At 74.0% G+C, this 24,258-nt stretch carries 16 protein-coding genes; 11 read left to right on the top strand and 5 right to left on the bottom strand.

Features of this window, described 5'->3' with window-relative positions; all coding sequences use genetic code 11:
* Positions 1 to 99 precede the first annotated feature (99 nt).
* The 3 genes from IPO09_15605 (at position 100) to IPO09_15595 (ending at position 8,756) form a co-directional block, all read left to right on the top strand.
* Positions 100 to 2,655: a M1 family metallopeptidase gene (locus IPO09_15605; GenBank protein MBK9518740.1), complete on the top strand. Its 2,556-nt coding sequence runs from the start codon at positions 100 to 102 to the stop codon at positions 2,653 to 2,655.
* Positions 2,656 to 3,075: 420 nt separating this feature from the next.
* The gene (locus IPO09_15600; protein MBK9518739.1) at positions 3,076 to 5,727 is read left to right on the top strand and encodes a hypothetical protein; all 2,652 of its coding nucleotides are present in this window, start codon (positions 3,076 to 3,078) and stop codon (positions 5,725 to 5,727) included.
* Positions 5,728 to 6,074: 347 nt separating this feature from the next.
* Entirely contained in the window at positions 6,075 to 8,756 is a 2,682-nt protein-coding gene (locus IPO09_15595; protein ID MBK9518738.1) for a hypothetical protein, read from the top strand.
* 92 nt (positions 8,757 to 8,848) lie between these two features.
* Here IPO09_15595 and IPO09_15590 read toward each other — a convergent pair whose 3' ends face one another.
* Positions 8,849 to 10,204 carry an aminotransferase class I/II-fold pyridoxal phosphate-dependent enzyme gene (locus tag IPO09_15590; protein MBK9518737.1) on the bottom strand — a complete coding sequence of 452 codons (1,356 nt, stop codon included), beginning with the start codon at positions 10,202 to 10,204 and terminating at the stop codon, positions 8,849 to 8,851.
* A gap of 64 nt (positions 10,205 to 10,268) precedes the next feature.
* On the bottom strand, positions 10,269 to 12,833 hold the full coding sequence (locus IPO09_15585; GenBank protein MBK9518736.1) for a pyruvate, phosphate dikinase: 2,565 nt from the start codon (positions 12,831 to 12,833) through the stop codon (positions 10,269 to 10,271).
* 162 nt (positions 12,834 to 12,995) lie between these two features.
* On the opposite strand from IPO09_15585, the gene gdhA reads away from it, so the two are divergent.
* The 8 genes from gdhA (at position 12,996) to IPO09_15545 (ending at position 21,372) form a co-directional block, all read left to right on the top strand.
* Positions 12,996 to 14,345, top strand: coding sequence for an NADP-specific glutamate dehydrogenase (gene gdhA, locus IPO09_15580; protein ID MBK9518735.1), 1,350 nt, complete (start codon positions 12,996 to 12,998; stop codon positions 14,343 to 14,345).
* A gap of 82 nt (positions 14,346 to 14,427) precedes the next feature.
* Positions 14,428 to 15,702, top strand: a complete 1,275-nt coding sequence (locus IPO09_15575) for an MFS transporter (GenBank protein ID MBK9518734.1) — start codon at positions 14,428 to 14,430, stop codon at positions 15,700 to 15,702.
* Positions 15,686 to 16,960: a TIGR04013 family B12-binding domain/radical SAM domain-containing protein gene (locus IPO09_15570; GenBank protein ID MBK9518733.1), complete on the top strand. Its 1,275-nt coding sequence runs from the start codon at positions 15,686 to 15,688 to the stop codon at positions 16,958 to 16,960. Before IPO09_15575 ends, IPO09_15570 begins: the two co-directional genes overlap by 17 nt.
* 79 nt (positions 16,961 to 17,039) lie before the next feature.
* Positions 17,040 to 17,672, top strand: a complete 633-nt coding sequence (locus IPO09_15565) for a hypothetical protein (protein ID MBK9518732.1) — start codon at positions 17,040 to 17,042, stop codon at positions 17,670 to 17,672.
* A gap of 14 nt (positions 17,673 to 17,686) precedes the next feature.
* Positions 17,687 to 18,607 carry a 4Fe-4S dicluster domain-containing protein gene (locus tag IPO09_15560; protein MBK9518731.1) on the top strand — a complete coding sequence of 307 codons (921 nt, stop codon included), beginning with the start codon at positions 17,687 to 17,689 and terminating at the stop codon, positions 18,605 to 18,607.
* 13 nt (positions 18,608 to 18,620) lie between these two features.
* A complete protein-coding gene (gene nrfD, locus IPO09_15555) occupies positions 18,621 to 19,835 on the top strand; it encodes a polysulfide reductase NrfD (GenBank protein ID MBK9518730.1) in 1,215 nt (404 codons plus the stop codon).
* Between the two features lie 35 nt (positions 19,836 to 19,870).
* On the top strand, positions 19,871 to 20,170 hold the full coding sequence (locus IPO09_15550) for a cytochrome c (protein MBK9518729.1): 300 nt from the start codon (positions 19,871 to 19,873) through the stop codon (positions 20,168 to 20,170).
* Positions 20,171 to 20,385: 215 nt separating this feature from the next.
* The gene (locus IPO09_15545) at positions 20,386 to 21,372 is read left to right on the top strand and encodes an acyltransferase family protein (protein ID MBK9518728.1); all 987 of its coding nucleotides are present in this window, start codon (positions 20,386 to 20,388) and stop codon (positions 21,370 to 21,372) included.
* Here IPO09_15545 and IPO09_15540 read toward each other — a convergent pair.
* From IPO09_15540 to IPO09_15530, 3 genes are read right to left on the bottom strand one after another with little or no spacing between them, the layout of a single operon-like run.
* The gene (locus IPO09_15540; protein ID MBK9518727.1) at positions 21,348 to 22,322 is read right to left on the bottom strand and encodes an alpha/beta fold hydrolase; all 975 of its coding nucleotides are present in this window, start codon (positions 22,320 to 22,322) and stop codon (positions 21,348 to 21,350) included. The two genes, IPO09_15545 and IPO09_15540, sit on opposite strands and share 25 nt — an antisense overlap.
* The gene (locus IPO09_15535) at positions 22,319 to 22,948 is read right to left on the bottom strand and encodes a DTW domain-containing protein (GenBank protein MBK9518726.1); all 630 of its coding nucleotides are present in this window, start codon (positions 22,946 to 22,948) and stop codon (positions 22,319 to 22,321) included. The genes IPO09_15540 and IPO09_15535 overlap by 4 nt, the downstream gene beginning before the upstream one ends.
* A 3-nt stretch (positions 22,949 to 22,951) precedes the next feature.
* Entirely contained in the window at positions 22,952 to 24,175 is a 1,224-nt protein-coding gene (locus IPO09_15530) for a methyl-accepting chemotaxis protein (protein ID MBK9518725.1), read from the bottom strand.
* Positions 24,176 to 24,258 lie beyond the last annotated feature (83 nt).

Genomic DNA, 24,258 nt, shown 5'->3' with positions numbered 1-24,258 from the left:
GCTGACGCATCGCGCCGCACCCCCAGGTGCCCATCTGGGGCGCCGACAGCCAGCGCCCGACCAGCCACAACCCGGCTCCCTCTCCCGACCGAGGAACCGATGATCCACCCCACGCAGGACCGCGCTTTCCGCCTCCCGCTCCACGTCCGCCCGGTCCGACATGACGCCCGGCTGGCCATCGACCTCGAGTCGCGGACCTTCAGCGGGGAGCTCCGGCTCGACCTCGAGCTGGCGCGCCCGGTCACCGAGGTGGTGCTGCACGCCGCCGACCTGGAGCTCACCCGTGCCGTGCTGACCGCGGGCGGGCGGGCCCACCGCGCCGCGGTGCGGCTCGAGCCGGAGAGCGAGACGGCCATCCTCACCCTGCCGGCCGAGGTCCCGGCCGGCCCGGCCACGCTGGAGCTGGCCTGGCGGGGCGCCTTCTGCGACGGCCTGCGCGGCCTCTACCTGGCCGGCCCGGGGCTGGCGGCCACCCAGTTCGAGGCCGCCGACGCCCGGCGGGTCTTCCCGTGCCTCGACGAGCCGGGCTTCAAGGCGCCGTGGCGGCTGGCGGTGGAGGCGGCGGCGGGGCTGGCGGTGCTCTCCAACGGCGCGCGGGAGCGGCTGGAGGAGCTGGGCGCCACCCAGCGCCACCACTTCGCCGAGACGCCGCCGCTGCCCACCTACCTGGTGGCGCTGGTGGTGGGCCGGCTCGACGGCGGGCCGTCCGCCCAGGCGCGCGGCGTGCCGGTGCGCACCTGGGCCGTGCCGGAGCGGGTGGGGCTGGGCGCCTTCGGGCAGGAGGTGGCGATGGAGGTGCTGCCGCGCCTGACCGACTACTTCGGCCTGCCCTACGCCTTCGGCAAGCTGGACCAGGTGGGGCTGCCGGACTTCGAGGCCGGCGCCATGGAGAACGCCGGCCTGGTCACCTACCGCGAGGTGGCGCTGCTGCTCGATCCGGCCACCGCGTCGCTGGCGCAGCGCAAGCGGGTGGCCGAGGTGGTGACCCACGAGCTGGCCCACCAGTGGTTCGGCAACCTGGTCACCATGACCTGGTGGGACGACCTGTGGCTCAACGAGGCCTTCGCCACCTGGATGGCCTACCTGGTGGTGGACCAGTGGCGGCCGGACTGGCGCGTCTGGCTGGAGTTCGACCAGGGCAAGGCGGCCGCCATGGGGCTCGACGCGCTGCGCTCGACCCACCCCATCCACGCCGAGGTGCGCACCGTGGCCGAGGCCACCGAGGCCTTCGACCTCATCACCTACGAGAAGGGCGGGGCGGTGCTCCGCATGCTCGAGGGCTACCTGGGGGCCGGGACCTTCCGCGACGGCATCCGGCGCTACATGCGGCGCCACGCCCGCGGCAACGCGGTGGCCGACGACCTGTGGCGCGCCCTGGGCGAGGCCTCGGGGCAGCCGGTGCTGGCGCTGGCCAAGGCCTGGATCGGGCGGCCCGGCTTCCCGCTGGTGGAGGCCTCGCTGGCGGGGGTCACCCTGCGCCTGGCGCAGCGCCGCTTCTTCTCCCGGCCGGGCGACCAGGACCCGGGGGCCCGCTGGCCGGTGCCGGTGGTGCTGCGCTACGGGGTGGACGGCCAGGTGCGCGAGCGGCGCCTCCTGCTGGAGGAGGAGACCGCCGAGGTGGCGCTGGAGGGCGCGCCCGACTGGCTGGTGGTGAACGGCGGCGCCACCGGCGTGTACCGGGTGGCGCCCGACCAGGGGCTGCGCGCCGGGCTGCGCCGCCACCTGCCGGCGCTCGGCGCCGCCGAGCGGGTGGGCCTGCTCTCCGACGAGTGGGCGCTGGTCCGCTGCGGGGCGCGCCCGGTGGAGGCCTGGCTCGACCTGGCGGCCGCCTGCGGGGGGGAGACGGACCACGCGGTGCTCGACGAGCTGGTGGCGCGCCTCTCGGCCCTGGATCACCGGCTGGTGGCGGAGCCGGACCGGGTCCGCTTCCAGGCCTTCGTGGCCGGGCTGCTGGGCGAGGCGCTCGGGCGCATCGGCTGGGAGCCGGCGCCCGGGGAGGGGGACGAGCCGCGCCTCACCCGGGCGGCGCTGGTGCGGGCGGTCGGCCTGGTGGCGAGGGACCCGGCCACGGCCGCCGAGGCGGCGGCACGCCTCGACCGCTTCACCGGCGGTGAGCGGTCGGCGCTGGAGGCCAACCTGCAGGACGCCGCGGTGGCCATGGCGGCCCGCGCCGGCGACGCGGCCCGCTTCGAGCGTTTCCAGGCGCTCTTCCGCGCCGAGCAGGAGCCGGCCTTCCGGCGGCGCTGGCTGCTGGCGCTGGCCTCCTTCGAGGACGGCCCGCTGGCGGCGCGGGCCATCGACCTGGCCCTCGGGGACGGGGTGCCGCTGCAGGACTGGGCCTCCTTCGCGGCCGGCCTGCTGGCCAACCGGACGGCGCGCGATCCCTTCTGGGCGCGCCTGCGGACCGAGTGGCCGGCGGTGTCGGCCCGCCTGGCCAACGCCCCCATGCTCTTCCGACGGGTGGTGGAGGCGGTGGGCGCCCTGCCGGAGCGGCGCCACCTGGAGGAGGCGCGGGCCTTCTTCGCCGAGACCCCGGTGGAGGCGGCCCGATCGGCGCTCGACCAGACGCTGGAGCGGCTGGCCGAGGAGGTGGCGCTGCGCGAGCGGTGCAGCGGCGCCATCGGGGCCTGGCTGGCGGGGCGGGGAGGGCGCTAGGGCGCCCGCAGCTGGTGGTCGGCGGCGGTCCGGCCTGGCAGGGCACGCCGCCCCGGGGAGGGTCACCTGCCGGTGCGCCGTTCCTGCGCCCCTGCGCGCTGGCGCGCAGGCTCTGCGCGGCTGCCGTAGGCGGCCGACCGACGCCAGGTCGGCGGCGGGCCGCTGGCCCCGGAGCATCAGGGGCGTAGCGGGTCGTTCGATCAGATGCTTGCAACCCAAACGACCCGGCCGTCGGGGCCATCGGCCGGGCGGGGCGCCGGCAATCTCCAGGAGGGCCGGGCGAGAGGACCGCTTACGCCCAGGATGTGGCGCGCGGGCCGCTCCTCGGCCGGCGGAGACCCCTGCGGCAGACGGGCACGAAGGTTGCTGCGCCAACTGCCTCCGGGCGCACCTCCAGCCGCCCGCGGGGAGGACACAGGCATGCACACGTCATCGTCATTCGGGAAGGCAGCGCTGTTCGCGGGGGCGCTGGCCCTGGTCCTGTCCGCCTGCTCGGGCGACACCGGTCCGGCCGGGGCCGACGGCGCGGCGGGCCCCTCGGGCCCGACCGGCGGCACCGGGCCCGCCGGCCCGGCTGGCCCCAGCGGGCCCACCGGCCCCACCGGTCCTGCCGGCGCGGACGGCAGCGTGGGCCCGACCGGCCCGACCGGCCCGGCCGGGACCGCCCCCGTGGCCGCCATCGAGCAGTGCGCCGGCTGCCACAGCGACCTGGCCGCCAGGCACGCCCAGCGCGGCATCAAGACGGTGAGCGAGGAGGCGGTGCAGGCCGTGCTCCCCACCGACACCAGCATCCGCGTCCGCTTCAACGTCAAGGTCGACGGCGTGAACGCCAACGCCTTCACCCGCGTGGCCCGGGCCTACTACTGGAACCGCGGCGCCAACGGCGCCGGCGTGCGCACCAGCGTCAGCCTGACCACCAACCCGGTCACCGTGACGCCCCTCTCCAACGGCGACTACGAGGCCACCTTCGCCGGCCTGGGCCCGGCCGCCCTGGCCGCCCTGCCCGTGCCGCTGCCGCCCCTCCCGGCGGGCACGACCTTCCTCCTCACGGTGGACAGCGGCAACGCGCCGGACGCCGTGACGGTGGTGTCCCACCTCGGCGGGGCCGACAACTTCACCATCACCAACACCTCCTGCGTCAACTGCCACGGCGACAACGTCTTCCGCGAGCCCGAGGGCGCCGAGTCGGCCGAGCACCACGGCGCCAACCCGAAGGGCATCGAGGGCTGCGTGGTGTGCCACAACCGCTTCGACTCCTCCGAGTCGCGCCTGGGCACCTCGGGCGCCGCCGGGACCGCCCAGGGCACCCGCCTCATGGGCTACGTGCACGGCATCCACAACTCGCACAGCATGCCGGCCGCCACCCTCACCGCCACCCTCGATCCGGACGGCGCCGCCGGGCCGCTGCCCCCGGCGGCGTTCACGGTCGAGAAGCCGGCCGGGACCTACGCGCGCAACGGCTCGCTCCGCATCGTGGCCGGGTCCAACCCGCCCGTGGCCGAGCTCTCCTCGCCCTTCTCGGTCGGCTTCCCGGGCTTCATGCAGAACTGCAGCGTCTGCCACAACGTGGCGACCGGCTCGCAGAGCCTGGCGGCCATCGTGAGCCGCCCGCCCACCTACCAGCTCTGCATCTCCTGCCACGACGGCTGGACCGGCTTCGGCATGGACACGGGGAACCTGGCCCTGCACTCGGGCTTCACCGCCACCACCAGCTGCGCCGGCTGCCACAACGGGGCCGTCTCGCAGAAGACCACGCTGGCCGACTTCCACAACGGCCTGGTCACGGCGCGCGCCGGCGTCATCTGGGACGGCGACGATCAGTCGGTCGAGGTCGGCAAGACCATCCGCATGGCCATCACCTCGGTCACCCCGGCGGCGGGCCCGCCGGCCACCCTGGCCATCACCTGGACGGCGGAGCAGGACACCGGCGCGGGCTTCGTGGCCGTGAACCCCTGCAACACCGACTTCGCCGGGGGCGCCCCGGTCTTCTTCGGCGCCACGGCCAGCGCGGCCACCGGCGCCACCGCCAGCAACCTCAGCATCCTGCGCGCTTACGCCCAGGCCAACGACTGGGTGAACGCGGGCATCGGCTCCTCGCCGGGCCAGCCCGGTGGAGCGGTCAACGTCACCGCCACCAACACCTCCTGCGCGGGCAACCTGGCCACCACCACGGTGACCCCCGAGGTCACCAGCGCGACGCTGGCCATCGTCTCGGTGCAGGGCAAGCCGCAGGTGCGGTTCGCCCCGGCCGCCGGGACGACCCATGAGATCATCCAGGTGCGCTCGCCGTCGCCGGTCTTCGAGTTCGTGCCCGCCAGCGGCGCCCCGGCGCCCACGGTGCGCCGCAACATCGTGGACATCGCCAAGTGCAACGCCTGCCACGAGGGCAGCATGTACCAGCACGGCGGCAACCGGGTCGACAGCATCGACCTGTGCGAGATGTGCCACAACCCGGCGGCCAACGAGCAGAACAACCGGATCAACATGGGCCTGGTGGCGGCCGAGACCTACGACGGCCTGCCCGGCCAGAGCTACGACCTGCGCAACATGGTCCACCGCATCCACTCGGCCGGCCAGACCGGCGTGCCGCTGGTCTACTACCGCACCAACGGCGTCTACTTCTTCGGCACCGACGCCGCCCTGGCCGCGGTCCCGAGCTGGCCGGGCTCCGGCTGCCAGGTGGTGGCCGGGTCGGGCGCACCGTCCGCGGCCACCGGGACGCAGTGTGATCCGGCCAACACCGCCGCCGTGACCAAGAACCACAACTACATCTCGATCCACTACCCGCGCTCGCTGGCCGACTGCGCCGCCTGCCACGTGGACGGCTCGGTGGCGCACGTGCCGAACCCGCTCATGGCGGTGGGGCTCACGGTCGAGACCGGCCCGGCGCCGTACAACAACCTGCTCGACGACGTGCTCATGGGGCCCACCGCGGCCTCCTGCATGAGCTGCCACGGCTCGAGCGACCCGGTGGTGCAGTTCGGCCTGGACGTCCACCGCTTTGGCCAGGGCTGGGTGCCGTCGGTGTTCCCGGACGGCCGCCAGACGCTGATCGACGCGGCCACGCCGTGACGTGAGGTGACGCGGGGCCATCGGCCCCTGCGTCCGTTCCCCGGGGCGGGGGCGCGCCAGCGCCTCCGCCCCGCTCGTCTGGCGCGCGGGCTGGCCCCGGCAGGGCTGCGGCAGCCCGCCACCGGCTGCGCACGGGAGCGCAGCCGAGGCCGCCCGGCTTGACCTGGGGCAGGCCGGCGGCTCGCCTGGATCAGGTTCACTGCGCGTCCTGGCACAGCCCCCGAAGAGCGCTGGAGTCCCCCTCGGTGCGACCCAAGAATTCGCCGGACCGAGGCGGCTGCGCTGCCCGGGGTCACAGGCAACACTTCTGACCATCCGGTCCGAAGGTTCAAGGGGAGGGTTCCAGGATGTCAACTTCTGCGCGTTACGGGCTCACCGTGCTGTGTGGTGCGGCGCTCGCGATCCTGTTCACCGCGTGCGCCGGCGACACCGGCCCGGCCGGCGCCGACGGTGCCAACGGCGCCACCGGTCCGGCTGGTTCGTCCGGCCCGTCCGGCCCGGCTGGCCCGACCGGACCGACCGGCCCGGCCGGCGAGACCGGCGCCGTCGGCCCGACCGGCCCCATCGGCCCCACCGGCCCCGTCGGCCCGACCGGCCCCGTGGGACCGGTCGGCCCGAGCGGCCCGCTCGGAGTCGCCGTGATCGAGACCTGCGCCGGCTGCCACGACGCCGGCCTCCCCGCGACGCACGCGCTGCCGGACCGGAACGGCGTGCAGGTCAAGCTGCAGCACTGGAGCGCGACCGGCGCCGCGGTCCTGGTGGGCGGCGTGCAGCTGCCCGCCGTGAGCCTGGACAGCGTGAGCAACAACGTCACCGTGCGCTTCAACGTCAAGGTGAACGGCGTGCCCCGCTACGACTTCCTGGCCAAGGCCCAGGACTCGCTGGCCCACAACGAGGACGCCTGGTGGATCTACAGCCTGGCGCCCACCTACACGCAGGTCGCCCCGAACGCCTCCGGCCCCGCCGGCGTGCGCACCAAGATCACCTCGGCCAACTGGAGCGTGGTCCACAGCGGCAACGGCAACTACACCGCCACCATCCTCGGCACGGCGTTCACGGCGCCCCCGGCGGCCGACACGGCCTTCATGCTCAGCACCATGAACCCGGCCGGCGCCACCGCCACGGCCGTGGCGTACCTCGGGACCCGCCCGAACGACGTGGTGGGTGACCAGGCCTGCATCAACTGCCACGACAACCACGTGTGGCGCGGCGCGGCGCACGACGTGACCAACCCCCAGGGCGTCGGGGCCTGCATCGTCTGCCACAACCGGGTGGGCTCCGCGGATCCGCGCCTCCCCGGGGCGGGCAGCGGGCTCATGGGCATCGTCCACGGCATCCACAACTCCCACAACATGCCGGACGGGCAGTACACCTTCACCTGGACCAACGGGAACCAGTTCAACTTCTCGGTCGGCTTCCCCGGCTACATGAACAACTGCTCGACCTGCCACGACAGCCCGGCGCGGCTGGCGGCGGTGGCCTCGGCCCCGGTCTCCTACGCCCTGTGCTTCTCCTGCCACGACAGCTGGGACGGCTGGACCAAGACCGTCGCCGGCGGCACGGCGGCCTTCCACCGCACCTTCACGGTGGCGACCGACTGCGCGACCTGCCACGCCGCCAACCCGGCCATCGACGCCACCAACGACTTCCACAACGGCTTCAAGACCGAGCGGAACGGCCTGATCTGGAACGGCACCGACGTGTCGGTCGACGAGGGTGAGAAGTTCGCGCTGGCCATCACCGGCGTCTCCCGCGCCGGCGCCAACTACCTGGTCACCTGGACGGCCAGCTACGACGGCGCGGCCATCAACCCCTGCAACACCGACTTCACCGCCGGGCCGGTCTTCCTGGACGTGGTCGCCGACGCCGCCACCGGCAAGTCGGCCAGCAACGCCCAGTTCATCAAGGCCTACGGCCAGGGCGACGACTGGGTGAACGCCAACCGGCCCGGGAACGTCTCGCCGGGCCAGCCGGCCACCAGCGCCACGCTGGCCAGCGCCAACACCACCTGCGCCGCCAACGTGGCCACCACCACCACCCCGGTCGACACCTTCGTCGCCGCCGGGGCCAAGGGGACCATGGCGCTGCAGGGCAAGCCGCAGCTGCGCTACGCCCCGGCCGCCGGCACCACCGGCGAGTTCATCCAGGCCCGCGCCAAGAGCCCGACCTACCCGTTCGTGGTCCCGGCCGCCGACGGCGCCGCCACGGCCGGTGCGCCGCGCCGCACCATCATCGACACCGCCAAGTGCCTGACCTGCCACAAGGGCACGCTCTACCAGCACGGCGGCAACCGGGTGGACAGCGTCGACCTCTGCGTCACCTGCCACAACCCGGCCGGCAACGAGACCAACGTCCGGGTCGGCTTCGGCGTCACCGCCGCCGAGGCCTACGACGGCAAGCCCGGCGAGGCCTACGACATGCGCACCATGATCCACGCCATCCACTCGGCCGGTGAGTCCGGGAAGGCCTACGTCATCTACCGGACCCGCGGCATCTACCTGTTCGGCAGCCAGGCGGCCGTCGACGACGCCGTGGCGAACCGGGGCTGGCCGACCACCGGCGGCGTCACCTGCCGGGGCAGCGAGGGGCTCCCGGTGACCTACTACCCGGTCTCCGGCTCCGTCGCCAACGGCACGTCCGACCGGGTCCCCGCGGTCAACGCGGACGGCAGCTGCAACACCACCACCGGCGCGCTCAGCACCGTGGGCGTGTGGCAGGTCCACAACGTCATCCTGGTGCACTACCCGCAGGCGCTGAACAACTGCGGCGCCTGCCACGCCGACGGCTGGGTGCCGGCGGCGGTGGACGGCAGCAAGGGCGTGGCCCTGACGGTCGACGCCGGCGCCGCGCCGTGGGGCAACCAGCTGGACGACGTGCTCATGGGGCCCACCGCGGCCTCCTGCATGAGCTGCCACCAGTCGGGCTCCGCGACCACGCAGTTCTACCTGCGGGCGCACGCCTATGGCGGCGGCTGGGTGCCGACCACCTTCGAGGCCGGCCGGCAGACGCTGCTCGACGCGGTCCCGTAGCGGGCCGGGCTGACGGGGGGCTCCGGCCCCCCGGGTGAATCCGGGGCGGGGGCGCCAGCGCGCCTCCGCCCCGCTCCGTTCAGGCCCGCGGCTCAGCGCCCCGTGAACTTCCGGTGGAAGGCGCCCAGGCGCTCCACCACCTGCTCGATCTGCTCGATGGGCGGCAGGATGGTGGTGCGGAAGTGCCAGGTCCCGGGGGCCTGCCCGAAGCCGCTGCCGGGCACCACGCAGATGCCGGTCTCCTCCAGCAGCGCCAGGCACCACTGCGAATCGGTCACCCCGGGGGGCAGGGTGATGCGCGGGAAGGCGTACATGGCGCCGGCCACGGCGTTGCACTGGATGCCGGGCACGGCGTTGAGGCCGCGCTCCAGCAGCTCGGCGCGGCGGGCCAGGCTGTCGAAGGTCTCGAGCTTCTCGGCCACCCAGCGGGCGTGCGAGGGCCCCCCCGGCCTCGGGCCGCGCACCATCAGGTAGGTGACGATCTGGCCGGCCGCGTTGGCGCACAGCGAGACGGACTGCAGCTTGATGACCTCGTGCATCACCTCTGGGTTCACGTTGCGGCACTCGACGTAGCCGCCGCGGTGGCCGCACTCGCCCATGAGCCCCTTGGAGGTGGAGTGGAAGCTGAAGAGCGAGACGTCCCGCAGCCCCTGGCGCTCCAGCGCGCTGGCGAAGGAGAAGAAGCGGTCGCCCGGCCGGTAGACGTTCTCCTGGTAGACCTCGTCGGCCAGCACCGCCAGGTCGTGGGCCCGGGCGAAGTCGAGCACCATCTCCACCTCGGCCTGGCGCAGCACCGCGCCGGTCGGGTTGCCCGGGTTGATGACCACGATGGCCCGCGGGGTGATGCCCCGCAGCCGGGCCTCGGCCACCGACCGCTCCAGCTCCTCGCGGGTCAGCTTCCAGTCGTGCGCCTCGTCGAGCAGGTAGGGGAGCTGGGCGCCGCCGTAGAGGGTGATGGTGGCCGAGTAGAGCGGGTACTGCGGGATGGGGATGAGCACGCCATCCTGGGGCCCCGAGATGAGCAGGTTGAGGACCGCCTGGGCGGCCTTGGAGGCGCCGTCGGTCAGGTAGATGGCCTCGGGGTCGGCCGGGATGCCGTCGCGCGCCTGGATGAAGGCCGCCACGGCGTCGCGCACGAAGCGGAAGCCCTTCGACTCGGTGTAGGCGCCCAGGCCGTGCTGCGAGCCCCGCTGGATCTCGCGGGCCACCTCCACCACGTCGGACGGGAAGGCGGCCTGCTCGGCCAGGGCCGGGTACTCGGCCAGGGCCAGGGCCTGGCGGACCCAGGTGAGCGGCCGCTGGCCCAGCGACTGGGGGTTGCCGATGTTGCACCAGATGATCTCGCGGCCCTGCTGCTCCAGCTCCTGGGCGCGAGCCACGATGGGGCCGCGCACCGCGTACTGGGTCTCGCGGACGCCGCGGCCGATGTTCTCGAGGCGGACTGACACGGGTGGTGGATCTCCGTCGAAGGGGGCGGGCCAGCCTAGCAGACCTCGGCGGGGACCTCGACCCTCAGCCGGGCACCCGGTAGCAGACCGCCTCCTGCCGGACGCAGTCGGCGTTGAGCCAGAGCGTCCCCTCGCCGTGGGCCGGGAAGTCCACCACCCGCACCACCCCGGCCAGGCGGGCGTCGTCCGGCAGCAGCGCCGGCAGGCGGTTGGGGGCGGCGCGCAGGGTGGCCTCGGCCAGGGCGTGGCCGGGCAGGGTGGGGAAGATGGCCAGGTACAGCATGTCCTCCTCCACCAGGTCGTTGAAGAAGTGGGAGCCGAGCGAGACGTCGGGCACCACGTCACCCAGGCGCATCACCTCGCAGAGCACCGAGACGCGCTGGATCTCGGCGAACGAGACCGGCACGCCCAGCGCCGGCGTGGTGGTGCCCCAGCGCCCCGGGCCGAGCAACAGCACCTTGAGCAGCCCGGCCCGGTCCAGCGCCGTGAGCCGGCCGATGACCCGCCCCACCTCGTGGCGATCGCCGGTGCCCAGCTGCGCGTAGGCGTCCGGGTCCACGTAGACCACGCGGTCGATGGGGGTGTGGGCGCTCGGGCCCACCATGGGGCCGCGCGAGCGGAGCAGCACGTCCTGCTCAGCCAGGCCGGTGGGGGCCGGCAGCACGGCGCCGCCCTCGCGCACCTGCAGCGGGCGGCACTGCACCAGGTTGAGCCGGAGCTCGCCCTCGCCGACGAAGTTGCCGGTGAACTCCACGTCCACCGGGCAGCGGTAGGCGTCGCGCAGCCGGACCAGCAGCTCGCGGAGCCGCTCCACCAGCGGGGTGGACCAGAGCAGCTGGTCGAAGGTGAGGACCCAGCCCTGGCCGCGCGGCGTGCCGAAGAGCGCCATGGGCAGCCCGGGCGCCCGCGCCAGCACCTCGTCGAGGCGCAGCGAGACCAGCCGGCGCTGCTCGAGGTCGAGGACGTCCACCCGGTGCTGGGCGTACTCGGTCAGCTCGTCGAGGCCGGACTCGGGTCGCAGGGTGGGGGCGTTGAGGGCCACGATGCGGGTGTAGTCGTCGTCGGCCCGGTCCACCGCCCGGGTGCCCAGGCCGAAGACCAGCCGCACCACGCCGGCCTGGGGGTCGATGCGCACGTTCCAGACGTAGGGGTTGTAGGAGAGGGCCACCCCCGCCACCTGCGGGAAGTACAGGCCGCCGCGCACCGCGCCGGAGACCCGCTGCACCAGCACCGCCATCTGCTCGTCGCGGTCCAGCAGGCCGCGCCGCTCGCGGTAGCGCAGCGCCTCCTCGCTCATGGCGCTGGCGTAGACCGCCTGGACCGCCGCCACGAAGTCGCGCAGCCGCTCGGCCGGAGAGCCCTGGTTGGCGCAGAAGACGCTCTCGTACTTGCCGGTGAAGGCGTTGCCGTAGCCGTCCTCCAGCAGGCTGCTGGAGCGGACCACGATGGGCGACTGCCCGTAGTACTCCAGCAGGGCCACGAACTGCCGCAGCACGAAGTCCGGGAACCGGCCCTCCAGGACCCGCCGGCGCGCCTCCTCGGCCCCGGCCAGGAAGGAGGCGCTGCGCCGCTGGTCGCGGCGGGCCCGCCAGCAGCCGCTCCGCACCAGGTAGGTGTAGAAGACGTCCGAGCCGATGAACCAGGAGTCGTGCGGCTCCAGCAGCCGGGCCCAGGCCGGGTCGGCGTTGACCAGCACGGCGCGCGCCACCAGCATGCCGGCCGCCTTGCCGCCCACCAGCCCGGTGCCCACCATGCGGCGGCGGATGGCCAGCAGGTCGTCGAGCAGCAGGTGCTGCGAGGCCAGCGCGGCGAAGCGCTCGTCGCGGGTCAGCAGCATGCCCAGCAGCTGCTGGAAGGCGTCGCGCTCCTCCTCCGGCCGGCGCCGCCCGGCCCGCACGCCGTCGCGCACCTCGCGCGCCGCCAGCACCCGCCGCTCCCACACGTCCGGCCGGCCGACCGCGTCGGCGCGCCGCTCGGCCACCTCCGAGAGCGCCTCGGAGAGCTCGGCGCTCTCGGTGAGGGCGCGGAAGGCGCCGCCGGTCCAGGCGTGCGGCAGGTACATGGTGGGCGAGTGGCGTCCGTCCACCTTGAGCGGGTGCAGGTAGGTCTCGCGCCGGTGCCTGAAGACGTCCACCAGCAGCTGGGTGGTCTCGCGGATGGCGTCCACCGCCTCGCTGGAGTGCGACTCGCGCAGCAGGGCGAAGTAGGTCACGGTCTCCAGCTCGTAGAGGTACGGGCAGGTGACCATGAAGAAGTTGCCCAGCATCAGGTCGCTGTACCAGCCGGCCGCCAGGTCGGAGAGGCAGTCGAAGACGTGGAAGGTGCCGGGCCCGGCCTCCTCGATGGCGGCGTGGATGGCGGCGGTGAAGCTCTCGAACCCCAGGGCCGGGGAGAGCTGGTGCACCGTGACGCCCGCGGCGGGCTCCACCAGCGGGGCGTGGCGGGCGAAGCGGAAGTAGACCACCCGGCGCCCCTCGGCCACCGCCCGGGCCACGAAGGGCGCCACCAGCGGCCGGTAGTCGTCCACCGCCTCCACCTGCCAGACCACGTTGTCGCCGGGCCTGAGCCCCTGCAGGACCTGGTCGAGGCCGGGCAGGCCGGTGCTGGGTGGAGCCGCTGGGCTGGTCATCGGGGAGGGGCTCCCGGGCCCGCGGCGCGGGTTCGCGTGTGAAAGCCGGCGCTTGATCGTCGAAGCGGCGGTGGGGTCGCTTGCGATGGTGCCCTGAAATCATGCAGAGTGCACGACCTTCGGGCAGGGATCGCGCCCACAACCGAACAGGAGCGGCACCACGTGACCACCAAGATGGACGAGAAGCTGGAGACCGTTTACCAGGACGTGCTGAAGCGCAACCCCGGCGAGGTGGAGTTCCACCAGGCCGTTCGCGAGGTGCTGGAGACCCTCGGGCCGGTCCTCGCCAAGTACCCGGAGTTCCGCGAGCGCAAGATCATCGAGCGCATCGCCGAGCCGGAGCGGCAGATCATCTTCCGCGTGCCCTGGCAGGACGACCGCGGCGAGGTGCAGATCAACCGCGGCTTCCGCGTCCAGTACAACAGCGCGCTCGGCCCCTACAAGGGTGGCCTGCGGTTCCACCCCTCGGTCTACCTGGGCATCATCAAGTTCCTCGGCTTCGAGCAGATCTTCAAGAACGCGCTGACCGGCCTGCCCATCGGCGGCGGCAAGGGCGGCTCGGACTTCGACCCCAAGGGCAAGAGCGACAACGAGGTGATGCGCTTCTGCCAGAGCTTCATGACCGAGCTGTGGCGCTACATCGGGGAGCACACCGACGTCCCGGCCGGCGACATCGGCGTGGGCGGCCGCGAGATCGGCTACATGTACGGCCAGTACAAGCGGCTCACCTCGCGCTACGAGGCGGGCGTGCTCACCGGCAAGGGGCTGGACTACGGCGGCTCGCTGGTGCGCACCGAGGCCACCGGCTACGGCGCCACCTTCTTCGTGAAGGAGATGCTGGAGGTCCGCAAGGACTCCTTCGGCGGCAAGACCTGCACGGTCTCCGGCTCGGGCAACGTGGCCATCTACACCATCGAGAAGATCCACCAGCTGGGCGGCAAGGTGGTGGCCTGCTCCGACTCCAACGGCACCATCTACGACGAGAAGGGCATCGACCTCGAGCTGCTCAAGCAGCTCAAGGAGCGCGAGCGGCGCCGCATCAAGGACTACGTCGAGTACCGCACGCACGCGAAGTTCGTGGCCGGCGGCAACATCTGGGAGATCCCCTGCCAGGTGGCCATGCCCTCCGCCACCCAGAACGAGCTCAACGGCAAGGACGCCGCCTTGCTCGTCAAGAACGGCTGCATCGCGGTGGGCGAGGGGGCCAACATGCCCACCACGCCGGAGGGCGTGAAGGTCTTCCTGGACGCCAAGATCGCCTACGGGCCCGGCAAGGCCGCCAACGCCGGCGGCGTGGCCACCTCGGCGCTGGAGATGCAGCAGAACGCCAGCCGCGACTCCTGGACCTTCGAGTACACCGAGAAGCGGCTCGCCAACATCATGAAGAACATCCACCAGAGCTGCTGGGACACCGCCGAGGAGTTCGGCTCCAAGGGCAACTACGTGGTCGGCGCCAACGTGGCCGGCTTCATCAAGGTGGCCAAGGCCATGGTGGCCCACGGCCTGATCTAGGCCCGGCCGCAGGCCGCACCCCGCGCCCCGGCTCCCTGGTGGGAGGCCGGGGCGCCTCGTTTCCGGCTACACTGCGCCCCCCGTGACGCCGCCGCCCGCCCCGCCCGACCGCCCGACGCCGCCCTGGTACTTCCTCTTCCTCGACCTGCCGTTCGGGGCGGCGGTGGGCTTCCTCTCCTACGCGGTGCCGCTCTGGATGTCGCTGCGCGGCTACGGGCTGGCCGAGGTGGCCACCGTCACCGCCACCGCCAACCTGCCGCACGCCATCAAGCTCCTCTGGATCCCGGTGCTCGACCTGGGGAGCGTGCGGCGCCTCTGGTACCTGGGCATGAGCGGGGTCATCGCGCTCCTCTTCCTGGCCCTGGCGCTGGTGCCCGACCCCTTCGCCAACATGCCGCTCTTCGCCCTCTGGCTGGCCGCCCTGCAGGCGGCGGCCACCACCGCGCACGCCGCCAACAACGCCCTGATGGCCTCCACCACCCGCTTCGAGGACAAGGGCAAGGTGGGCGGCTTCGCCATGGCCTCCAACGTGGGCAGCACCGGGCTGCTGGGCGGCCTGGCCATCGTGCTGGCGGAGGCCGCCGGGGTGCGGGTGGCCGCGCTGGTGATGGCCCTGGTGGCGCTGGCCAGCGCCTCGCTGGGGCTGCGCATCGTCGAGCCGCGCACCGTGGACGCGGCGGTGGCGCGGGCCGGCAGCCTGCTGCGGGCCACCGCGCTCCACCTGTGGGCCATGGCCAGGGACCTGGGGCGCACCGTGGCGAGCCGCGACGGCTTCACCGGCCTGATCATCTGCCTGGCCCCGGTGGGCTGCATGGCCATGTCCAACCTCTTCTCCGGCATCGCCGGGGAGTACCAGGCCAGCCCCAACGTGGTGGCGGCGGTCAACGGGGTGGGGGGCGGCATCGCCAGCGCGCTCGGGGCCCTGCTGGGCGGGGTGCTGTCCGACCGCATGAGCCGCCGGGTGGCCTACGCCGCCTCGGGCGGCCTGACGGCGCTGTGCGCGGTGGCCATGGCGGCGGCCCCGCTGACGCCCTGGACCTACGCCTGGGGGACCTTCACCTACATGTTCGCCGGTGGGGTGGCCTTCGCCACCTGGGCCGGCATGGTGCTGGAGATGGTGGGGGCCTCGGCCGCCACCGCCACCAAGTACGCCCTCTTCAACGCCACCGCCAACCTGGCCATCAGCTACGTCACCTGGCTGAACGGCCTGGGCGGCGAGTGGGGCAAGAAGACCTTCGGGCTGGCAGAGGCGCGCGGCGCCCTGCTCACCGATGCGGCGCTGACGGTGGTCGGGGTGGCGGTGCTGGTGGCCATGGTGCTGGTGACGCGCCGGCGCGCGGATCCCACCCCCGCCTGACCAGGGGCCACGGGTGACCGCCCTCGTCCTCCACTACCGGAAGACGGGCCGCTTCGGCCTGAACGTGCTGCTGGGCGCGGTCGAGCAGGACCCACGCACCCGGGACCTGCCGGCCCAGGTGGCCTTCGGCCTCCCGGGCGCGGTGGCCGCGGCCAGGCTGGCGCTGCGGGCGGGGCGCCGCCCGGTGGTGGCCTGGTCCTTCATGACCGCCAGCCTGCCGGAGGTGACGCGCGAGCTGGCCGCCTTCCGGGCCGCGGCCTGCGGGCCCGGCCTGCTGCACCTGGCCGGCGGCCCGCACCCCAGCGCGGATCCGGAGGGCACGCTGCGGGCCGGCTTCGACCTGGTGGCGCGCGGGGAGGGGGAGCGGACCCTGCCGGAGCTGCTGGCGGCGCTGGCCGCGGGGCGGGACCCGCGCCGCACCCCCGGGCTGGCCTGGCTCGAGGAGGGGGCGCTGCGCCACAGCGGCCGCGCCGCGCCGGTGGACCTCGACGCCGTGCCTCCCTTCGCCAGCCGGGCCGGCCGGCTCGGCCCGGTGGAGCTGACCCGCGGCTGCATCTGGGGCTGCCGCTTCTGCCACACCCCGTTCCTCTTCAAGGCCCGCTGGCGCCACCGCTCGCTGCCGGCGGTGCGCCACGCCATCGCCGAGCTGGCCCGGCGCGAGGCCCGGGACGTGCGCTTCCTCACCCCCAGCGCCCTCTCCTACGGCGCCGCCGGCGAGGCGCCCGACCTGGAGGCGGTGGAGGCGCTGCTGGCCACCACCCGGGAGGCCATCGGCCCGGCCGGCCGGGTCTTCTTCGGGACCTTCCCCTCCGAGCTCCGGCCGGAGCACGTCTCGGCGCGGGCGCTGGCCCTCATCACCCGCTACTGCGACAACCGGGCGGTCATCCTGGGTGGCCAGTCCGGCTCCGACCGGCTGCTCGAGGCCATGGGGCGGGGCCACGACGCCGCCGCGGTGGAGCGGGCGGCGCGCCTGGCGCTGGCGGCCGGCCTGGCCCCCGCGGTGGACCTGGTCTTCGGCCTGCCGGGGGAGGAGGAGGCCGATCGGGCCGCCACCCGGGCGCTGGCGCTCCGCCTGGCCGAGGCGGGCGCCACCATCCACGCCCACGCCTTCATGCCCCTGCCGGGCACCCCGTGGGCCGCCGCGCCGCCTGCCCGCATCGACGGCCAGACCCGGCTGCTGCTGGACCGGCTGGCCTCGCGGGGGCGGGCCCACGGCGCCTGGAGGCGCCAGGAAAAGCTCGCCGGCCTCCGCACCTGAGCCGCCTGGCCTGATCCAGATCAAGGGAAGGGCCCTCCCCGGTTGGTAGCCTCCGCCCCACGTCGAAGGGGGAGGGGACATGTCCGACTGGAGGCTGAACGTGAGACCGAGGAAGGCCATCCTCGCGGCGCTGGCGCTGCTCGCCCTGGCGGCCGCGCCGGCGGGCGCCACCCAGGGGCCCGCCCCCACGCCGGCGGCGCCGCCGCCCGCCCGCCCGCCCGAGCCGCAGATCCAGGCCAACTCGCCGCCCTTCAGCGACGGGGTCTTCCCCTGCTCGGGCTGCCACGACCCCAAGGACAAGGTGAACGGGGAGCGGCGCGAGCTGCAGTTCCACAACGGCGAGGGTGAGCCGGCCACGGTGCTGGCGCACGGCGGCGAGCGCTGGTGCCTGGACTGCCACGACGCCCAGAACCGCGATCAGCTGCGCTCCGCGGCGGGCAAGCCCATCCCCTTCACCGAGAGCTACCGGCTCTGCGGCCAGTGCCACGGCGACAAGTACCGCGACTGGAAGGTCGGGGTGCACGGCAAGCGCACCGGCATGTGGGACGGCGCCAAGACCTACTTCCTGTGCGTCAACTGCCACAACCCGCACACGCCGCGGTGGAAGGGCGTGGACGACCGGATGGTGGACGGCAAGCGCGTCGTCTCGCCGACCCTGCAGCTCCTCAAGCCCGAGCCCCGGCCCCGTCGGCCGGAGGAGATGCGCAAGTGAGCGCCCTTCCCACGCTGCCCGCCCAGCCCGCCGAAGACGAGGTCCGCCACGACGAGGGGCGCCGCGCCTTCCTCAAGGTGGCCGCCGCCGGCGGCGCCGCCCTGGCCGGCCTCTCCGGCTGCGCCGGCCTCGACATGGAGGACTTCCTCCGCAGCCACTTCAAGGAGCTCTCGCCGGAGCAGCTGAAGAAGGTGCTCTCCAAGGTGGAGAAGCGCAACAAGGAGACCTGGGGCAAGGACACCCAGGTGCGGGCCGAGGGGCCGCGCCAGGGCGTCGAGTTCGGCTACGGCCTCGACATCTCCCGCTGCGTCGGCTGCCGGCGCTGCGTCTACGCCTGCGTCAAGGAGAACAACCAGTCGCGCGAGGCGCCGCAGATCCACTGGATCCGGGTGCTCGAGATGGACAAGGCGCACGGCGTCAGCCTGGCCCACGCCGAGACCTACTACGACCCGGCCACCGTGCCGCAGCCCGGCAAGTTCTACTTCCCGGTGCAGTGCCAGCAGTGCCGCAACCCGCCCTGCGTCAAGGCCTGCCCCACCCAGGCGACCTGGAAGGAGCAGGACGGCATCGTGGTCATCGACTACGACTGGTGCATCGGCTGCCGCTGCTGCATGTCCGCCTGCCCCTACGGCGCCCGCCACTTCAACTTCGCCACCCCCAACCTGCCGGCCGCGGAGCTCAACCCCGACCAGCACTACCTGGGCAACCGGCCCCGCCCCAAGGGCGTGGTGGAGAAGTGCACCTTCTGCATCCAGCGGGCCCGCAACGGGCGCTACACCGCCTGCGTCGAGGTCTGCCCGGTGGGGGCGCGCAAGTTCGGCAACCTCCTCGATCCCGAGAGCGAGATCCGCAAGGTCATGGAGACCAAGCGCGTCTTCGTCTTCAAGGAGGAGCTCGCCACGCACCCGCAGTTCTACTACTTCTACGCCACCTGAGTCGGAGCCACCGATGACCGGGATCCTCCAGTTCCTCAAGGGCTGCGGCCGGCAGATCGCCACCGGCAACAAGGCCTACTTCATCTGGCTGGCCGCGCTCGGCTGCGCCATCGCGGTGGGCGCCACCGGCTACTACCACCAGGCCCAGACCGGCCTGATCGCCACCAACATCCGCGACCAGGTGAGCTGGGCCTTCTACATCGGCAACTTCACCTTCCTGGTGGGCGTGGCGGCGGCGGCGGTGCTGCTGGTCATCCCCGCCTACGTGTACCACTGGGGGCCCATCAAGGAGGTGGTGCTCCTCGGCGAGCTGCTGGCCATCTCGGCGCTGGCCATGTGCCTGCTCTTCATCATGGTGGACATGGGGCGCCCGGACCGGCTGCTGCACATGACGCCCGGCTTCGGCACCCCCAACTGGCCGCGCTCCCTGCTCACCTGGGACGCGCTGGTGCTCAACATCTACCTGGTGCTCAACGTCACGGTGGTCCTCTACATCCTGTTCCAGGCCTACAACGGCAAGGAGCCGGACAAGCGGATCCTGGTGCCGCTGGTGCTGATCTCCATCCCGGTCTCCATCAGCACCCACACCGTGACGGCCTTCCTCTACAACGGCATGGCGGCGCGCCCCTACTGGAACGCCTCCATCCTGGCGCCGCGCTTCATCGCCTCGGCCTTCTGCTCGGGCCCGGCCGTGATGATCATCCTCTTCCAGATCCTGAGGAAGACCGCCAAGATCCCCATCAAGGACGAGGCCATCTGGAAGGTGGCGGAGCTCATGAGCTACGCCATGTTCTTCAACCTCTTCCTGCTGGGCGCCGAGGTCTTCAAGGAGTTCTACTCGGCCAAGGAGGAGCTGGTGCACACCCGGTACCTCTGGTTCGGCCTGGGGCCGCACACGGCGCTGGTCAAGTACGCCTGGTTCTCGCTCTTCGCCAGCGTGGCCGCCTTCGTCATCTTCGTGGTGCCCAGGCTCCGGACCAACTGGGTCTGGCTCAACGCCGGCTGCCTGCTCATCTGGGCAGGCGTCTACATCGAGAAGGGCATGGGGCTGGTCATCCCTGGCATGACGCCGGACACCCTGGGCGAGATCTACGAGTACACCCCGACGGTCACGGAGTGGTCCATCGCGCTCGGCATCTTCGGTGTAGGATTCCTCATCCTGACGATCCTGGTGAAGATCTCGGTCCCCATCCTCGTCGGTACGTTCAAGACCCCGGCCACGCACTGAGCGCCCGGAGCGACCACCCGCCCAAGGAGCAACCCGTGAAGCGCATCGCCACCGCCCTCGCCCTCTCGTTCCTGCTCGCCGGCGCCGCCTCGGCCGCCGACGGCAAGGCCCTGTTCACCACCAAGTGCACCGTCTGCCACGGACCCGACGGCAAGGGCCAGAGCGCCATGGGCAAGAAGCTGGGCGTGAAGGACCTGACGGTCACGGCGCTCACCGCGCCGCAGATCGAGGCCATGATCGCCAAGGGCAAGGGCAAGATGACCGGCTTCGAGGGCAAGCTGAAGGCCGACGAGATCAAGGCCGTGGCCACCTTCGTCAAGGGCGGCCTGAAGTAGCCGCCGACCCCGCCGCGACGCCGCACCCCGGACGGCCGGTCCCCTTGAAGGGGACCGGCCGTTCGTGCCAAAGAGGCGCGGCCGCCGTGGACCCCTCCCGCACCGCCGACCCCGCCGCGCCGCCCCCGGGCGGCGGCCCCGCCACCCCCGCGCCCAGGGCGGCCCGCCCCCGCGTCCCCGCGCTGGACGCGGCCCGGGCCCTGGGCGTGGTGGCCATGGTGGTGGGCCACACCCTCGACGCCCTGCTCTCGCCGGCCGCCCGGCTCCACCCGGCGGCGGTGGGCTACTGGAAGGCGCGCGGGCTGACGGCGCCGCTCTTCCTGCTGGTGGCCGGCTGGGCGGTCACCGTGGCCATCCGGCGCGGCCGGGCCCGCGGCGCCGCCATCGTCCGGGAGCGGCTGCCGCGGGTGCTGCTGCTGCTGGCGGTGGGCGTGGCGCTGCGCTGGCCGGGCTGGGGATCGGCCGGGCTGTGGGCCGGCGACCCGGCCGTCTGGGCCCACCTGCTGGCCTTCGACGCCCTGCAGGTCATCGCGGTGGCCTTCCTCGGGGCGGCGCTGGTCTTCGCCGCGGGGCGGCCGCCGCTGGAGGAGCGGCTCCTCTTCGCCCTGCTGGTGGTGGTGGCGGTCACCTTCGGGATGCGCGCCCCGCCGCCGCTCCCCGCCGGCCTGGCGGCGCTGGCCTGGGAGCAGCTGGTGGGCGGCAGCTCGCCCTTCCCGCTGTTCCCGTGGGTGGGCTACTTCTACGCCGGCTGCCTGGTCGGGCTGGGGGTGGGCGACGGCTCGCGGCGGGCCACGCTGGGGCTGGCCGGCCTGGGCGCCGCGCTGGTCCTGGCCACCTTCTGGCAGGGCATCGGCACCGCGCCGCCGGGGGAGCCGGCGCTGATCGCCTTCCGCGTCGGCGCCATCCTGCTGCTGCTGGCCGCGCTGGCCCACCTGCCGGCCCGGGTGGCCGCGGCGCTGGCCCCCGTGGGGCGCCTCTCGCTGGCGGTCTACGCCCTGCACGTCCCGGTGGTCTACGGCTGGAGCACCGTCCCCGGGCTGGCCTGGCGCATCGGGCCGCGGCTGGGGGCCGCCGGGGCGCTCGGGGTGGCGCTGCTGGTGCTGCTGGCCAGCGTGGCGGCGGCCTGGCTGCTGGCCCTGGCCTGGCGGACCGGCGCGCGGCTGGCCGCGGCGGCCCGTCAGCGGACCAGCGCGGCCAGGTAGTCGGCGGCGGTGCGCTCGGCCCAGAAGCCGGGGCGCAGCCACCAGCCGTCCACGAAGGCGGTGTGGCCGCCGTGGGCCGTCACCGTCAGGGTCACCGCCGGGGTGGCGCGCGCCGCCGCCAGCGGCAGGGTCTCGCCGGGCACCATGGGGTCGTCGGCCGCCGCCAGCGCCAGCAGGGGCCGGCGCACCCCGGCCAGGAAGCGGCCGCTCGAGCAGCGGGCGTAGTAGTCGTGGCGCGAGGCGAAGCCGTGCAGCGGCGCGGTCATGAGCTCGTCGAACTCGGCGAAGGTGGTGGCCCGGGCCACCGCGGCGGCGTCGAAGGTGCCGGGGTGGGAGGCGGCCTTGCCCGCGGCCTTGCGGCGCAGCCGGCGCAGGAAGCGCTCCCGGTAGAGCCACATGAGCCGCCCCGGTCCGTCGAGGCGGCGGCTGGAGGCCGCCAGGTCGAAGGGCACCGAGATGGCGACCCCGCCGCGCACCTCGGCCGGCAGCCGGTCGCCGCGCTCGCCCAGGTACTTCACCACCACGTTGCCGCCCAGCGAGAAGCCGGCCACCAGCACCGGGCGCCCGGGGCGCTCGGCCGCCAGCCGCTCCACCACCAGCGAGAGGTCGCCGGTCTCGCCGGAGTGGTAGGTGCGCGGCAGGCGGTTGAGCTCGCCGCCGCAGGTGCGGAAGTCGAGGGCCAGGCTGGCCAGCCCGCGCAGGGCCAGCGCCCGGCACAGCCCGCGCACGTAGGGCGCCCGCGAGGAGCCCTCCAGGCCGTGGCAGACCACCACCACCGGGGCCTCGGGCGGCAGGCCGGTGGCGCGCCGGAGGTCGAGGAAGTCGCCGTCCGGCAGCTCCCAGCGCTGCCGCTCCATCGGCGGCCCGGGGCGGGGGCGCCACAGGTTGGCGAAGATGGTCTGCGCGTCGGGGTGGCCGAGCAGCGCGGCGGGGCGGAAGGGATCGGTCATGGGAGGTAGGGCGGGTGGCGCTGGCGCCCGGGCGGCCACATCCCCTTGAGCCGCAGGGTCCGCTCCACCGCCACCTGGTGCAGCCGCCGCAGGCTGGCGGCCGCCGCCGCGTCGCCCAGCAGGTCGAGGGAGGCCGCCACCGCCTCCAGCGTGGACATGCCCCCGGCCACGGTCGGCTCGCGCATGCGGGCCGCGGCCGGCCCGGGCGCCAGGGAGAGGCGCGGCAGGGTGCGCAGCGGCCCCAGCCGCTGCACCATGCGGCGGGCCTGCGACCAGGTGGCGTCCGGCACCACCAGGGTGCGCAGCCCGTCGTCCGGGCGGGCCGGGGCGTGCGGCGAGGGGAAGAGCAGCGCCGCCGGCGCCTCGCCGATGAGGGCCTGCAGCCCCTCCTCGGAGGCGGGCAGGCCGTCGCGGGCGTGGTCGTGCAGCACCGACCCCGTGAGCGCCAGCGCCACCCAGCGCCCGCTGTTGGTCATGCGCGGGATCTCGCTGGCGTGGCGCAGGATGACGAAGCGCCAGCGGGTGGAGAGCCGCGGGATCTCGGGGCACAGGCAGGCCTCGGGCGGGAAGGCGCAGCGCGGGCACCGCCCGGGCGGGACGGCGGCGTGCGGGAAGGGCCCCCCCACCGGTCAGACCCGGTAGCGGCGGACCGCGTCGCCGAGCCGCCGCGAGACGCGGGTGAGCGCGTTGGCGCCCTGCTCGATGGCCCGCGAGCCCTCGGCGCTCTCGTTGATGGTGGTGGAGAGCTCCGAGATGGCGGCCACCATCTGCTCGACCCCGATGGTCTGCTGGCGGGTGTTGTTGGCGATCTGCCGGGCGGCCAGGGCCGACTCGCGGATCACCATGGCCAGCCCCTCGATGGCCTCGCCGGCGCTGCGCGACAGCGTGACGGTGCGGACGGCGCGCGAGGCCCCCTCGTCGGTGGCGGTCGAGGCCTCGCGGGCCCCCTTCTGGATCTCGGAGAGGATGGCCCGCACCTGCACGGCCGCCTGCTTCGACTGCTCGGCCAGGTTGCGCATCTCCAGCGCCACCACCGCGAAGCCGCGGCCGTGCTCGCCGGCCTTGCTGGCCTCGATGGAGGCGTTGAGCGCCAGCAGGTTGGACTGCTCGGCCAGGTCCTTCACGGTGGCGATGATCTCGCCCACCTGCAGGGTGCGGTCGGAGAGGTCGGCCATGGTGGCGGCGATGCGCTTGACCTGTTCGCCCAGGGCCGCCGAGGAGTCGACCGCCTCCTCCACCACCTGGAGCCCCTCCTGGGACAGCTCCTCCGACCGCTGCGTCATCTGGATCACCGAGTCGGCGTGCTCGGTGGCCTGCTTGGCGGTCTGGGCGATCTCCGAGGCGGTGGTGCTGGTCTGGGTGATGGCGGCCGCCTGCTGGGTGGCGGTGGCCGCCTGGCGGGTCACGCTGCCGAGGATGTCGGCCGCCTCGTGGTCCAGCTTGCCGGCGGCGTCGCGCAGCTCGGCCAGGGTGCCCCGCAGGCCGCCCAGCATCAGGTCGAAGCTGCGCGCCAGGGTGCCGATCTCGCCCAGGCCGTCCAGGCGGCTGACCCGCCGGGTCAGCTCGCCACCGGCGATGGCGGTGACGGTGGCGGCCAGCTCCTCCAGCGGCTGCACCGTGGCCCGCACCACCAGGAAGGCCACTCCCCAGCCGGTGCCGGCCGCCACCAGGCTGGCCAGGCCGGCCCGGAGGAAGTCGGCGGGCGAGGCGTCCGAGTGGAAGGAGAAGAAGGCCAGGGCCTGCAGGCCGCAGGCGAGCAGGATGGCGGCGCCGGTCATGCCGGCCAGCCGCCAGCGCAGCGAGACCCCGCCGTCGGGCCGGTGGCGCGCCTCCTGTCCCGTCGCCCGCTCCATAGGGGCTCGCTTGTACCAAGCCTGGGCCCCAGGGGCCACCGCGGCGGGGCCGGGCCGGGCCGGCGCGTGCTAGCGTCCTCGCC

Source organism: Anaeromyxobacter sp. (genome assembly GCA_016718565.1).
GTDB lineage: Bacteria > Myxococcota > Myxococcia > Myxococcales > Anaeromyxobacteraceae > JADKCZ01.
The sequence above is the reverse complement of the archived record's forward strand: the minus strand, read 5'-3'. Positions and strand labels throughout refer to the sequence as shown.

Coding starts and splice junctions, on each gene's coding strand:
- IPO09_15530 (MBK9518725.1), bottom strand. CDS start 24,175: ATGGAGCGGGCGACGGGACAGGAGGCGCGCCACCGGCCCGACGGCGGG.
- IPO09_15595 (MBK9518738.1), top strand. CDS start 6,075: ATGTCAACTTCTGCGCGTTACGGGCTCACCGTGCTGTGTGGTGCGGCG.
- IPO09_15565 (MBK9518732.1), top strand. CDS start 17,040: ATGTCCGACTGGAGGCTGAACGTGAGACCGAGGAAGGCCATCCTCGCG.
- IPO09_15600 (MBK9518739.1), top strand. CDS start 3,076: ATGCACACGTCATCGTCATTCGGGAAGGCAGCGCTGTTCGCGGGGGCG.
- IPO09_15545 (MBK9518728.1), top strand. CDS start 20,386: ATGGTGGTGGGCCACACCCTCGACGCCCTGCTCTCGCCGGCCGCCCGG.
- IPO09_15605 (MBK9518740.1), top strand. CDS start 100: ATGATCCACCCCACGCAGGACCGCGCTTTCCGCCTCCCGCTCCACGTC.
- IPO09_15540 (MBK9518727.1), bottom strand. CDS start 22,322: ATGACCGATCCCTTCCGCCCCGCCGCGCTGCTCGGCCACCCCGACGCG.
- nrfD (MBK9518730.1), top strand. CDS start 18,621: ATGACCGGGATCCTCCAGTTCCTCAAGGGCTGCGGCCGGCAGATCGCC.
- IPO09_15585 (MBK9518736.1), bottom strand. CDS start 12,833: ATGACCAGCCCAGCGGCTCCACCCAGCACCGGCCTGCCCGGCCTCGAC.